The 13,111-nt window shown below is 46.6% G+C and carries 10 protein-coding genes; 5 read left to right on the top strand and 5 right to left on the bottom strand.

What is annotated here, in order from left to right:
* Positions 1-213 precede the first annotated feature (213 nt).
* Positions 214-816, top strand: coding sequence for a DUF6992 family protein (locus SAPGRDRAFT_RS19855; RefSeq protein ID WP_156001880.1), 603 nt, complete (start codon positions 214-216; stop codon positions 814-816).
* Positions 817-985: 169 nt separating this feature from the next.
* Here the strand turns inward: SAPGRDRAFT_RS19855 and SAPGRDRAFT_RS08900 are convergent, their stop codons facing one another.
* The 4 genes from SAPGRDRAFT_RS08900 to pfkA form a co-directional block, all read right to left on the bottom strand.
* The gene (locus tag SAPGRDRAFT_RS08900) at positions 986-1,963 is read right to left on the bottom strand and encodes a lysylphosphatidylglycerol synthase domain-containing protein (protein ID WP_002658831.1); all 978 of its coding nucleotides are present in this window, start codon (positions 1,961-1,963) and stop codon (positions 986-988) included.
* On the bottom strand, positions 1,963-2,520 hold the full coding sequence (ruvC, locus tag SAPGRDRAFT_RS08895; protein ID WP_051018655.1) for a crossover junction endodeoxyribonuclease RuvC: 558 nt from the start codon (positions 2,518-2,520) through the stop codon (positions 1,963-1,965). Before ruvC ends, SAPGRDRAFT_RS08900 begins: the two co-directional genes overlap by 1 nt.
* 62 nt (positions 2,521-2,582) lie before the next feature.
* Complete coding sequence (gene der, locus SAPGRDRAFT_RS08890) at positions 2,583-3,884, bottom strand: ribosome biogenesis GTPase Der (RefSeq protein ID WP_002658827.1); 1,302 nt, start codon at positions 3,882-3,884, stop codon at positions 2,583-2,585.
* Between the two features lie 439 nt (positions 3,885-4,323).
* Positions 4,324-5,301, bottom strand: a complete 978-nt coding sequence (pfkA, locus tag SAPGRDRAFT_RS08885; RefSeq protein ID WP_002658824.1) for a 6-phosphofructokinase — start codon at positions 5,299-5,301, stop codon at positions 4,324-4,326.
* Between the two features lie 201 nt (positions 5,302-5,502).
* On the opposite strand from pfkA, the gene SAPGRDRAFT_RS08880 reads away from it, so the two are divergent.
* Entirely contained in the window at positions 5,503-6,216 is a 714-nt protein-coding gene (locus SAPGRDRAFT_RS08880; protein ID WP_002658821.1) for a TIGR00730 family Rossman fold protein, read from the top strand.
* Between the two features lie 299 nt (positions 6,217-6,515).
* On the opposite strand, the gene SAPGRDRAFT_RS08875 is transcribed toward SAPGRDRAFT_RS08880, so the two are convergent.
* Entirely contained in the window at positions 6,516-7,382 is an 867-nt protein-coding gene (locus SAPGRDRAFT_RS08875; protein WP_002658819.1) for a hypothetical protein, read from the bottom strand.
* Between the two features lie 118 nt (positions 7,383-7,500).
* Between SAPGRDRAFT_RS08875 and SAPGRDRAFT_RS08870 the strand changes: the two genes are divergently transcribed.
* The 3 genes from SAPGRDRAFT_RS08870 to SAPGRDRAFT_RS08860 all read left to right on the top strand — a co-directional run bounded on the left by SAPGRDRAFT_RS08870 (position 7,501) and on the right by SAPGRDRAFT_RS08860 (position 12,945).
* Positions 7,501-10,530 carry a M1 family metallopeptidase gene (locus SAPGRDRAFT_RS08870; RefSeq protein ID WP_002658817.1) on the top strand — a complete coding sequence of 1,010 codons (3,030 nt, stop codon included), beginning with the start codon at positions 7,501-7,503 and terminating at the stop codon, positions 10,528-10,530.
* A gap of 323 nt (positions 10,531-10,853) precedes the next feature.
* Positions 10,854-12,110, top strand: coding sequence for a hypothetical protein (locus SAPGRDRAFT_RS08865; RefSeq protein WP_002658815.1), 1,257 nt, complete (start codon positions 10,854-10,856; stop codon positions 12,108-12,110).
* Positions 12,100-12,945, top strand: a complete 846-nt coding sequence (locus SAPGRDRAFT_RS08860) for a hypothetical protein (protein ID WP_002658813.1) — start codon at positions 12,100-12,102, stop codon at positions 12,943-12,945. The genes SAPGRDRAFT_RS08865 and SAPGRDRAFT_RS08860 overlap by 11 nt, the downstream gene beginning before the upstream one ends.
* Positions 12,946-13,111 lie beyond the last annotated feature (166 nt).

Below are 13,111 nucleotides of genomic sequence, written 5' to 3'. Positions count from 1 at the left end.
AGATTGTTTCCTGAATTGGCCTACACTATATAATAATACGATTTTTATTAAAAAGGGCTGTCTCTTTTAGAAAACTTTAAATCGGGCTATTTCAAGGAGAATAGGCTATTGGGGTTATAAATAAATACCGGGCCGCTGCCTTAAGTTATGCTTTTCTCCTCTTTGTTTTCAAAAATCTTTTTGGTCCTATTCATCGTTTAGAAAAGAAAAACGATGAGAACAATGATCCTAATCTGCCTCTTCTTGGGCAGCAGTTTATCTTCTTGGGGGCAAGACAAAAGGCCCTATGATTATGCTCGGGCCTCTGCTGCAGAGCAAAAAAAAGGCATGTACTTATTGGGGGGCTGGTCCTTGGCTTCCTTAGGCGTAGGAGCGGTTGGCTATGGGCTAAGCCAGGGAGAAGAAGAGCGGGCCTTTCATGAAATGAATATGATTTGGGGCGGAATCAACTTGGCCATTATTGGCGGCTCGGTCCTTTTGATGAAGCCCGCTGAGCCTGGGCTCAGCTTGGCCGATGCTCGAAAGAAACAGCGAAAGGTCCAGAACATCTACCTCATCAATACAGGCCTAGACCTTTTATATATGGGGGCTGGGGCTGCTCTTTTGGCCACAGCCGACCGTTATCCGGGCCAAGAAGAGGGCCGCCGTGGCTACGGCAAATCTATTTTGTTGCAGGGCGGTTTTCTATTTGCTTATGATGGTTTTGAGTATTTGGTCCAAAAGCGCCTAGGGCGCCCCCTATTCAGGGAAGAGGGCTGGAGCTGCCGGCCAGCTTCCTCTAGCTTGGGCTTGGCCCTTCGCTATCGTTTTCCCTAAAGTGCTGGCCCAAAATTCGACGACCGAAGGGAGGAGCGGCCTAGCGATGCGGCGGGGTGGCCGAAGGCCAGACCAAGGAGCCGAAGGCGACGCAGGGCCGAGCAGACCTGCGAGCCCCAAAGCGTAGCGCCGCAAGGCGAAGCCGCAGCGGAGGCCCCCAAAACAACAGCTAGGTCTTCCTTTTCTTAGCATTTAGGTAAAAAAAGCCTAGTAGGCTAGCTATGAGAGTAGGTAGAAAAATATTGATTAGCCAGAGCGTAAAACTGGCCCAAAGGATGTGATCGGCGGCGATGGGGGCCAAAAAATAGAGCGAAAGCGAGGCTCGAGCCAACAAAGCCGCCGAGGCGGGAATGGGCAGAGCCGTTTGGGCCAAAAAGACCAATTGCACGGCTGTAACGGCCAGTAAAAAAGGGGGGCGGGCGCCAAAAGCGTAGAGCAAAGCCACATTTTGGAGAATATAGCAGCTATAGCGGAGCAGCGAAAGGCCCAAAACGGCGGTCAAATTGCGTTTGGGCAAATTGAGTTTTAGGAAGGCGTACTTTTGCAAAAAGGTCCAGCGCGAACACCACTGCGGCCCAAAAAAATAGAGGCCCAACAAAAGCAGCAAAAGCGGAGGCAAAACCCCATACAGCCAATACTTTTGGGCCAAAAACCAAGCGGGAATAGGCAATTGGGCCATTTCTCGATAGGCAAAAGCCAGCAGGCCAGCCGCCACCAAAACGATCCATTGGGCCAGGCTACCAAAAGCACTAGAGGACAAACTTTGGGCTCGAAGTTCCTTGGGTAAATAGAGCAATCGGCCCGCATGTTCGCCTATTCGGTTGGGGGTAAACACCCCCAAGGCCAGGCCCATAAAAATAGCTTTTATGGCCCTAGAAAAAGCCATAGGTACGGCCAGCAAAACCCGCCATTTTTGGGCCTCCAAGGCCCAGTTGAGAGGCAAAAGCAAGAGGGCCAAAGAAAAATAAAAAAAGGAAAACTCTGCCTGAAAGCGTTGCCAAGAGAGGGGCGGCAGCTCTGCTGCCGCCCGCTGCCACTGCTGCTTGAGCAAGTAGGCTAGGCTGATAAACAAAAGGACTTGCAGCAAAATGCGCAGTCCTTTATTGGCCCAAATCTGTTTGAGCAGCGCAAAGATGCGGTTGCCCATTAGCCCTTGCGTTTGGGATTATTATTGAGGAAATCGCCCCAGCCCTTGTAGCGTTTGCCGTCTGGGCTGGCCGAGCTGCCCTGCAAATGATGGCAATAGGCCACGCCCACGGCATCGGTAGCATCTAAGAAATCGTGATGAAAATCGCCTTTAACCAGATGGGGCAGCATGGCCGCTACTTGCTCCTTGCTGGCGGCGCCCTTGCCCGTTACGGCTTTTTTGATGCTTCTGGGGCTGTATTCTGCTACAGTTAGGCCATGATTGCCCATAACGGCCATCACCGCCCCCTGCGCCCGCCCTAACTTGAGCATCGACTGGGCGTTTTTGCCATAAAAAGGGTCTTCTAAAGCGCCTGTAGAGGGTTCATAATATTGAATCAGGCGATCTAGCTCGCTATAAATGAAACTCATCTTTTGGGCTTGGCGCTCCATCTTGCGCATATCCAAAACGCCCATACTCAGCAGCTCGACCTTTTGGCCAGTTGCTTTTAAGAAGGCATAGCCCAGCAAAATAGAGCCGGGGTCTACCCCCAAGATGATTTTTGTTTTCTTTGACACGGCGATTCTGATTAACAAAAAAGGCCAATAGTGCGAACTACTGGCCTTTTTCTATTTGCTATTTACTTATCTCTAAAGTAGAGCTTAAGCGGTACTCCGGTAAAATCGAAGCGGGCCCGCAGGCTGTTCTCCAAATACTTTTTGTAAGATTCTGAAACATGCTTAGGGTGATTACAGAAAAATACAAAAGAGGGATAAGCCGTGGGCAATTGGACCATATACTTGATCGAGATCATGCGGCCCCGATAAGCGGGGGGATGATAAGCGGCCAAGGTTTCTTCCAAAAAGGTATTCAATTTAGAAGTGGTGATCCGTTTGCTGCGGTTTTCATGTACCTCAATGGCCACATCAATGGCTTTGAGCACCCGCTGCTTCTCCAAAACAGAGATAAAGACGATGGGCACATCGCTAAAAGGCGCAATGCGCTCGCGGATGTGGTCCTCATATTCCTTGAGCGTGTTGGTGCTTTTCTCGACCAAATCCCATTTATTGACAAAGATGACAATCCCTTTGTTATTCTTGATGGCTAGGCGGAAGATATTAAGGTCTTGGGCCTCAATTCCCTTGCTGGCGTCCAACATCAATACACAAATATCGGCAGATTCCAAAGAGCGGATAGCTCTCAAGACCGAGTAAAACTCGAGGTCCTCTTTTACTGAGCGCTTACGGCGTAAACCGGCGGTATCGACCAAGATAAATTCTTGTCCAAATTTATTGTAATGCGCATGCACGCTATCGCGGGTAGTTCCAGCAATATCCGTAACAATAGAGCGCTCTTCATCCAAAAGGAGATTGACAAAAGAAGACTTTCCCGCATTGGGTCGGCCCACAATGGCAATATGCGGAAGGCGGTTATCTTCTTCGGGAATACCCGGAATAATATCCGTCAAAGCATCCAATAGGTCGCCAGTTCCACTCCCAGAAGTTGAGCTAATGGGATAAAGATTATCAAATCCCATGGCCCAAAACTCATGAATCATGAGCTGGCGTTCGTTGTTATCTACTTTATTTACGGCCAACAAAACAGGTTTGCTGATCTCCTTGAGCAAACGGCCCACCTGCGCATCCAGGTCGGTAATTCCCGTTTCTACATCTACCATAAATACGACCACCTGCGCTTCTTCAATGGCCATGCGCACCTGCTTACGGATCGCCGCAGCAAATACATCTTCTCCATCGCCAATAAATCCACCGGTATCTACCAAATGAAAGCGCTTGCCGTTCCATTCTGTCGAGCCATATTGTCGGTCACGGGTTACGCCGCTCACATCATCTACAATGGCCTGACGCATCCCCAACATTCGGTTAAAAAAGGTCGATTTTCCTACATTGGGCCGCCCTATAATGGCTACCAAATTTTCCATATCTTCTATAATAATTAAGTTCGTCTGAAGTCTGTCGGCCCAAGTTTTCTAGACCAACTGCTGTATCTTTCGTATTCAGCCCACAAAGATAAGCATATTTCATTGACCCGCTTATTTTTAGCTTTTTTTCTTTTTGGGGCCTCCCGCCTTCGGCGGGCGCTACGCTTTAGGGCTCGCAGGTCTGCTCGGCCCTTCGCCAGCAAGCTGGCTCGGTCTGGCGCTGCGCGCCACCCTGTCGCATCGCTAGGCCAGGCGCTGCGCGCCTCTACTGCCGCATCGGTTACTCCCTTTGGTCATCGAACGGCGCCCTAAAGGGCTTGTTGTGGCCAGGCGCTGCGCGCCTCTACTGCCGCATCGGTTACTCCCTTTGGTCATCGAACGGCGCCCTAAAGGGCTTGTTGTGGCCAGGCGCTGCGCGCCTCTGCGGCTATAGCTAGGCCTAAATAGCCGAAAGAATATGGGCTACTTTTTTCAGGCTAGGGCTAATTCCAATATTGTGTTTGGTAGATTGCTCAAAGGGGACTTCTACAACTTGTTTGTGCTGTACCCCAATCATAACTCCTTTTTTATTGGCCAATAGGGCTTCTACCGCGCCAATGCCCATTTGGGCAGCCAGCACACGGTCGGCACAACTAGGGGTTCCTCCTCGCTGAATATGGCCCAAAACCGTCACTCGGCTTTCTTCATAAGGGACCTTATCCCGAACTTGCTTGGCCAATTCAAAGGCGCCGCCAGCATCATCGCCCTCGGCCACTACAATAATACAGGAGTGTTTGTGCTTCTCATGGTACTCCCCTATTTGCTGAATCAGCAAAGGGATGTCTGTTTCTACTTCAGGGACCAAAATGGCCTCGGCCCCACCAGCAATTCCCGAACGCAAGGCAATAAAACCTGCATCTCGGCCCATAACTTCTACAAAAAATAAGCGGTTGTAGGCCTCGGCGGTATCACGGATTTTATCAATGGCTTCTAGGGCCGTATTGATGGCCGTATCATAGCCCAGGGTATAATCTGTTCCATATAGGTCGTTGTCTATGGTACCTGGAATGCCCACAAAGGGAATTTCGGGATGTTCTTCCATAAAGACCGTAGCCCCCTTAAAAGAACCATCGCCTCCAATGACGACTACCCCACCTACTCCAGCTGCTTGCAATTGTTCAAAGGCTTTTTGGCGACCTTCAGGCGTCATGAATTCGGCAGAGCGGGCAGAGCCCAAAATGGTCCCACCTCTATTGATGATGCCCTGCACCCCTTCTCGGTCCAAGGGGATAAAATCTCCCAAAATCATTCCCGCATAGCCTCTACGGATACCGAGCACCTCTACCTGATTATAAATAGCGGCCCGCACCACTGCGCGAATGCAAGCATTCATTCCTGGCGAATCGCCTCCTGATGTAAAAACAGCTATCTTTTTCATGCTTTTTGTTTTTTTGGTCCAAAAAAAGGCCGTCAAGCCGCCTAAAATACAGTTTTATCTTCCCTTTTTCAGTTTTATTTTGATAAATTGCTGAGCTTTTGCCTTGCAAAAAGCCAGAACGACTATTATTGATGGCCCTTCTTTTTATTTAAAAAGATGGCATTTTTTTGTGCCTAGGGCCCAACTTAAAATATTTTAACTATGACCGAAAAAGAAAAGCATTCTAAAAACAACCCCAGACAGTGGTCTAAAATTAAGGCAGAAAACTCTTGGACCATGTTCAAGGTAATTGCAGAATTTGTAGATGGCTACGAGCGCCTCAATGATATTGGTCCCTGCGTATCTATTTTTGGCTCGGCCCGTACCAAGCCCGACAACCCCTACTATAAACTAGCTACCGAAATTGCCAAATTGATGGTCGATGAGGGCTATGGTATTATTACAGGTGGTGGCCCTGGTATTATGGAGGCGGCCAACTTGGGCGCCAAGCAAGCGGGAGGTCCTTCTGTAGGGCTTAATATTGACCTTCCTTTTGAGCAAGGCCATAACGACTATATTGACAACGACAAGATTTTTAACTTCAAGTACTTCTTCATCCGCAAAGTGATGTTTGTAAAGTATGCCCAAGCCTTAGTGGTGCTGCCTGGTGGTTTTGGTACCATGGACGAACTCTTTGAGGTCCTTACTTTGGTCCAAACCCAAAAGAGCTCTCCTGTTCCCATCATTTTGGTAGGTTCTGAGTTCTGGACCGGCCTAAAGGATTGGATCAAAAACGTGATGCTAGAACAAGAGCATAATGTAAGCCCCAAAGATTTGGATCTGATGCCCATTACCGATGATCCCCAAGAGGTGGTTCGCATTATCAATGAGTTTTATGCGCATGAAGACCTCAAGCCCAAATTGAATCTGCACTAAATAAAGCAGAAGATCAATAAAAACGCCCCCGCTGCCAATGGCAGCGGGGGCGTAACTTTTTAATCTAAAAAATTTTATCTCCCTATTTTTTTGGGGCCGCAGGCCACAACAAGCCCTTTAGGGCGCCGTTCTACGACCGAAGGGAGTAACCGATGCAGCAGAGGCGCGCAGCGCCTGGCCTAGCGATGCGACAGGGTGGCGCGTAGCGCCAGACCGAGCCAGCTTGCTGGCGAAGGGCCGAGCAGACCTGCGAGCCCTAAAGCGTAGCGCCCGCCGAAGGCGGGAGGCCCCAAAACAACTTAATCATTCATGGTACAAGTAGTGCAGCCCGTGCAGTAATAGGCTACATAAGTCCATCTACCCACTTTCTTTAGTGCACAGCCCTTACCTTCACCTGAGGTACAGCTACAAGATTTTGGAGCATCGCCAGGAGCAGTAAGCTTCACATCAGGAAAAAAGAAAGAAAAATCGGGGCTATAGGGGATCAGCAACTGAAAGGCCTGTCCATAAAAATAACTTTGCGCTAAAACGTAATCCTCTTCTGATAATTGAACTAAATCTTCTCCCTTGGGAAAATCAGGCAAATCGCCTCCACCGTACACAAAATCATAATGCTCTTGAATGAGTTTTTGGAGCTCAGGCAATTGGGTAAAAGCCTCGATGCCCGCAGCAGACAAAGAAGCCTTGGCCGCAGTTTCATAACTAATATCATCCTGAGCAGTGTAAAGCACTCCCAAAATTTCTAGATTTGACTTCAATCCTTTTGTTTTCTGGCCTGTACATTTTCCCGTACATGTTCCACTTAGACAGCCATAACCAGCACTATTATTAAATATAACAGTACAACTCCCAGAAGCAGAACAGGTACAAGAGTAGCCGCCAGTAGGAGCCAAGCTTACCGCCTTTGTCTCTTTGTCCTGTAACAAAAAGCTATAACCTTGAGGCAAAACAAACTCTACCGAAGTTTGGCTAGCATCCGTATATTTCCATTGGGTGCCCTTGGGCAGCTCAATTCCTTCTTCTAGGGGCTGAGCTTGCGCTAGCGTTTGGTAGCTATCTACTGACTTAAGGGTTTCTTGGGCCATTTCTACCTCTGCTTGTTGGCAGGAAGCCAATAAAGCGAAAGTCACAAAAAGACTAAATAAATTAAAAATAAGATTCTTCATAATTGACAAATGTTTAGATTAAATAATTAGAATACATAAATCTAAAAAAAAATTAACCTCACAAAACCTAATCCAAATAAACCAATAGAAAATATTGGCAAAAAACATACTTCCTAATATGAAATCAATTCTAGCACTTTTGCTCTTTTTCTGTTCTGGCTTTTTGTCTGTTTGGGGGCAAAGCAGCGACTACTTTCAGCAGCAGAGCCGTTATGAGATTCACTTTCGGCTCAATGAGGCCCAGCATAGTTTATCGGGTCATTGGAAAATGAGCTATCAGAACCAGTCGGCAGATAGTCTAACTGAAATATGGATACATCTTTGGCCCAATGCCTACCGCAACAACGGCAGTCCCTTTGCCCATCAATTGGCGGAAAATGGCGACCTGAGTTTTCAGTTTGCGGCAGATTCGGCCCGTGGGGGAATAGATAGTCTAGACTTTAGCAGCCCTAGCCAAAGCCTTAGCAGCAGTTTTCCTTTGGGGGGCCAAGAAATGCTGCGGCTGGAGCTGAGTAGCCCCCTTGCCCCAGGCGACAGTTTGCTAATTGAAAGCCCTTTTCACTTAAAAGTACCGGCTAGTTTTTCTCGTTTGGGCCATCAAAAACAATATTATCAGCTTTGTCAGTGGTATCCCAAAGTAGCCGTTTATGATGCAGAGGGCTGGCATCCTATGCCCTATTTGGACCAAGGCGAGTTTTATGGAGAATTTGGCGATTACGATATATATATAGAGCTGCCTGCCAATTATTGGGTGGCCGCCACTGGCCAGCTACAAACAGCAGCCGAGCAAAAACGCCTGGCTGATTGGGCCAAAGCCTGCGCAAAAATGGACCTGATTGGGCTTTCGGTAGATCCCCCCCCTAGCCTTCCTTCAGATAGCAGCTTTAAGCAATTGCATTATCAGGCTAAAAACGTACAAGACTTTGCCCTCTTTTTGAACAAAGACTTTTATGTCCTGAAAAAAGAGATGCCCCTAGCCACTGGCCGAAAGCTGCCTCTTTGGGCCTTTTTTGAGGCCGAAGAAGCTTATATCTGGCAGTTGGCGCCCGACTTTATGGAAAAATCGACACGCTATTATTCTAAAGTGATGGGCGAGTATCCCTATCCCCAAATTACGGCGGTCCAAGGTCCCTTAGGCGCGGGTGGCGGCATGGAATACCCTATGATTACGATCATCAACCCCACTAGCAGTAAAAAATATTTGGACCTCCTTTTGGCCCATGAAATTGGTCATAATTGGTGGTATGGAATTTTGGCCAGCAATGAGCGCAAACATCCTTGGATAGATGAGGGCTTTAATTCTTATATCGAGAGCCGTTATATGCAGCAAGAATATGGCGGCCAGCCCTTGCGCCAAGCCTATTTGGCCTATCTGCTGCAGGCCCAGCGCAATGAGGAGCAATCTAGCGCCCTGCCCTCTGATAGCCTGAGCAACTTTAATTATTATTTGGCCGCCTATGCCAAACCTAGCCTCATTCTCTCTTATCTAGAACAGCATTTGGGCCAGCCCAAAATGGATAGCATTCTGCAAGCGATTTATGAAAAATGGCAGTTCAAACATCTTGGTCCCCAAGAACTGCAAAGGGAGTTTGAGCAGGGCAGCGGCCAAGATTTAGGCTGGTGTTTTCAGGAGCTGCTACAAGATAAAAAGCGAGTAGATTTGGCCCTAGCAAAACTGAGTAATTTGGGCAGCGACAGCCTATTGGTCCAAATTCAGAATAAGGGCCAAGCCGCTCCCCCCATCTTTTTGGCCTATATGAATGAGGAAGGCGAGCTCTTGCAGGCCTTTAAGTTGCCCCCCTTGGCGGCGGGAGAAACAAAAAGCTTCCGCATCCCCAAATTGGCCCATGCGCATAGCCTAGAAATAGACCCTTTTGCCTATTTGCCCGATTACAACAGAGCCAACCAACAGCGGTATTTTGCTCGCTCCAAACGGAAGCGCATTAACCTGCTCTACCCTAGTCCAGATTTCACCAATCAGGCGCCTTCGGTGGCCCCCATTATTGGCTATAATGCCCATGATGGCCTGCTGCTAGGCTTGGGAGTTTACAGCAATCCGATTTTTCCCAAAAATTGGCGCTATCAACTTTATCCTTTGGTTGGGACGAGCTCCGAGCAGCTCTTGGGGCAGGGCCAATTTACCTTTCACAAAGGCTTGCAAAAGGGCAAAATCAAGGATTATCAAATTAGTTTGGGCTATAAGCGCTACAGCTATTTTAGCCGTGAGCGCTACAACTATAAATTGCAATATCAGCGTTGGCGCTTGGCGGCGGAGCTAGCCCTGCGCCCCAAGGCAGGCCGCCAATTTAGGCGGCAATATATTGGCCTAGAAAACCTATTGATTCGAGAAGAGGAGGAAAACTTTGAGCGCGACAGCCTGAATAACATTAGCTATTTGGGCAAAACGGCTAGCTTTAGATCGGTCCACCGCCTCTATTATCGCTGGGAAAACCGCCACCCTTTGGCCCCAGCAAATTATAAATTGGCCCTAGAGTTTGCCCAATACGATCAAGGCCAAGAGCAGTACCTCAAACTCAGTCTAGAGGGACAAAAAGACTGGTATTATGCCGTAGGCAAAAAGGTCGGTCTCCGCTTTTTCTTTGGTGGCTTCCCCTTTCATAGCGATCGAGATTTTGGCGCTTACCCCCTGCATTTGCTCAGCCGAAATGCCCATGACTACCATTATGACAACTATGTTTTGGGCCGAAATATCCAATCGGGTTTTTCCGAACAGCAGGTTTTAATCAAAGAAGGGGGCTTTAAATTACCCATTGCCAACGCCCAAGCCATTGGCGATGGCCGCAGCAATAGCTTTATTGGCGCCATAAATCTCCGAGCCGATTTGCCCATTCGACTACCTTTCCGCCTGCCCTATTTTCGCCTACAGCCCTATTTTGATCTGGGATATTTTGAAAACACCGCCCCCTCTCTCCAACTAGACAGCCCCGCCGATGCCATTTTTTACGATCTCGGTCTGCTGCTCGATATTGGCGATGGACTGGCCCAAATTTCCTACTCTTTTTACTCCAATGAACGCCTCCGCAATTATATGAAGGATAAAAATAACTTTTGGGCTCGCTTCGGCATTAGTATCAACCTCAATAGCTGGAGCAGAGAAAAACTAACCGATGAACTGATTGGATTTTAAGTGCTTTTTGGGGGCCTCCGCCTCGCTGCGCTCGTCGGCGCTACGTTGCGGGGCTCGCTGTTCGCTCGGCCCTGCGGCGGCTGCGCCGCCTTGGTCTGGCCTTCGGCCACCCCTCCACATCGCTAGGCCGCTCATCCTTTGGTTTTCAGGCTAGCCGTTTTGCTTCGGCCCAATAGGGTGAGAGGTCTAGGCGCTTCAATCTACACAATGCCCTCTTATGGCTAAACATTAGCCCCAAAAAAAACTAAATAAGTGTTTTAGTGCTAAAATTTAAATTATCTATTTTTATATTTGGCTATTCTTTAAGCGATAACTAAATGTCCATGCAAGACCACAGACAGACAGACAGACAGACAGACAGCCCTAATCAGTATAATATATTAGGTGCAACTATTTTTGAAAGCGACTTAATACTAGATAAAGGACAACAACTATCTAACAGTTATAAATTCACCCCTCAGCTTGATGGGCTTTCTTTTGACAAAGCATTTTTAGATGAATTAGAGATAGGAAGCAATGGTCCTGTACATATACTTGCTTCTGCACGTAATGCACTTTTTGGCATTCCTGGCTTGGATTATTTTCCACCTATAAAACTTAGTAGTCAAGGAAATGGCATTTGGGAGTTTTATAGTGATGGAGTTAATAATACCTCTTTGGGATTAAGCAATGCGCCAATCTCTTTTTCATGGAAAGAAGATAAACCTTTAGAAGCCTCATTAGAACGACATTTAATACAGCAAAAAATTCTTCCAAAGGTTGATGATATAGGTAATGGGGGAACTATAATATTAAATGTTGTTATAAAAAATGCTACACGGACAAGATACGAGTGGAAAGACCCTGCATTCATTTCCTTTTTAGATAAAACGATGGATTTAGTTAATCAACATTATAAAGAGATGAATGTCAACTTGAAGGCAGAGTACGTTATTACAGAGGAAATAATGACTAAAGAAGAGTTTATTAGCAGGCCTGAATATACGACTAATGATAGTTTTATGATGATGATGTATTTATCACCTGATGAAGACCCTTACACAGGAAATTGGTATGGATCATCCGAGTATATGCAAGCAGGAATGGAAAGTGCAGGTTGGAATGATTTTTCCGACTGGACTGGTCGAGAAGTTGGACTTGCTGCAACTGAAGATTTTGAAGCCGTTATAGACTTTAATAAAGTAGGTTTTTTTCGTGACAGAGCTGGCTTCAACTATGCTCATGAAGCTTTGGCTTACATTATAGAACACGAGAGTGGGCATCCCAAATTTCGTTTCCATCCAGGCAACCAAGGCAATGCAGGCCAAACTGTTTCTAGGGCCACTCCAGGACATATCCCTGAAACCATTATGCAGCCTGGTTCAAATAGAAGTACTGCTAAAAATTGGACCTATGATATTTATATGCGAGAATTACTTCAAATACTTCACGGGCAATGCCATTATTCTGAAGATGAATTTGATGAAAAAATGATTTTATTTGACATGAATGACGAGTCATATCAAACAGATGGAACATTAAAGGAATTTATATACAAAGATATCAAAGAGATAAAAAACAGCCAAACCATTGGGAATTAACAGCTTTACCCCCCTACTCTTAATCACTCTTCTTTTAGGCTGTCAAGCTCCTCCTACTCATTCAGTTGAGTTAATAGATCAATTTAATATTGGGCTGCCCTCGAATCAAGATTATCTGAAGGACTTTCATCTTGGTCAAACGTCTTCAGCAGCTATTATTGAGGCCCATTTTAGCGATAGCTTATTTCCACTGAATACAAGCAGAGTCTTTGATTCCATAGCCTTTTATCCACTCCAGACTTATGCGGTTAATATAGGTACGGGAGATGCTAATCCACTTAATATCTACTTGCTAGTTGTTGGGCAGGAGGCAGACTACCTCCTATTACCTTATAATGTTTTTGCTCTTCATTATTATGAACAGCCTGATAAATGGAAAAATGAGCTTAGTGCTCCTCTGCAGCGAGAAACATTGTCTAATGGCTATTTTTGTTATCGGTCCTTAAGTCTTCAGGATGAAGAACAACAATTATTTTATGATTATAGCAGTCTCCCTCTTATCCGTCAGCTCAACCGTTGCTTTTTACAAGAGGATGTATCTAGCTTGGATATCAATGCTTTTTTTCTTTACTACCTAAATTTTGGACAAGCAACAAGAAGCGAACTAGGCCCCGCTTTTGAGCGCTCCTCCTCTCTTCCTGCTGGACTACCTAAACCTAATTTAAACCAGTACTACTTATCCTATTTTAAGCAGCATCCAACCTATGCCTTGGGGGAAGTAGGCTATAGTCTTCACTTTTTAATGGAAAAGGCGATGGATGGACAAGAAAAAATCATAGGTTTTTATCTCTCTTTTCCTAGAAAAGTAGATAGTTGGGGGCCCTTAGTCTTTTAGACTAAGGATTTCTTCTTCTACTGTTTTGCAGGCGCCAAGCTAGTTCAGTTCATGAGGGTTTCAACCCTCATTCATCAATCATTGCGAAGCAATACCACTCTTGCTGTAGGTTTCAACCTACAGTAAAAAGGGCCGAAGGCCCGCAGGCTGAGGGGCTGTAGCAGGG

The organism is Saprospira grandis DSM 2844 (genome assembly GCF_000275825.1).
In the GTDB taxonomy this organism is placed as follows: domain Bacteria; phylum Bacteroidota; class Bacteroidia; order Chitinophagales; family Saprospiraceae; genus Saprospira; species Saprospira grandis_A.
Note: the sequence above shows the minus strand (reverse complement) of the source record. Positions and strands in the feature narration are given on the sequence as shown.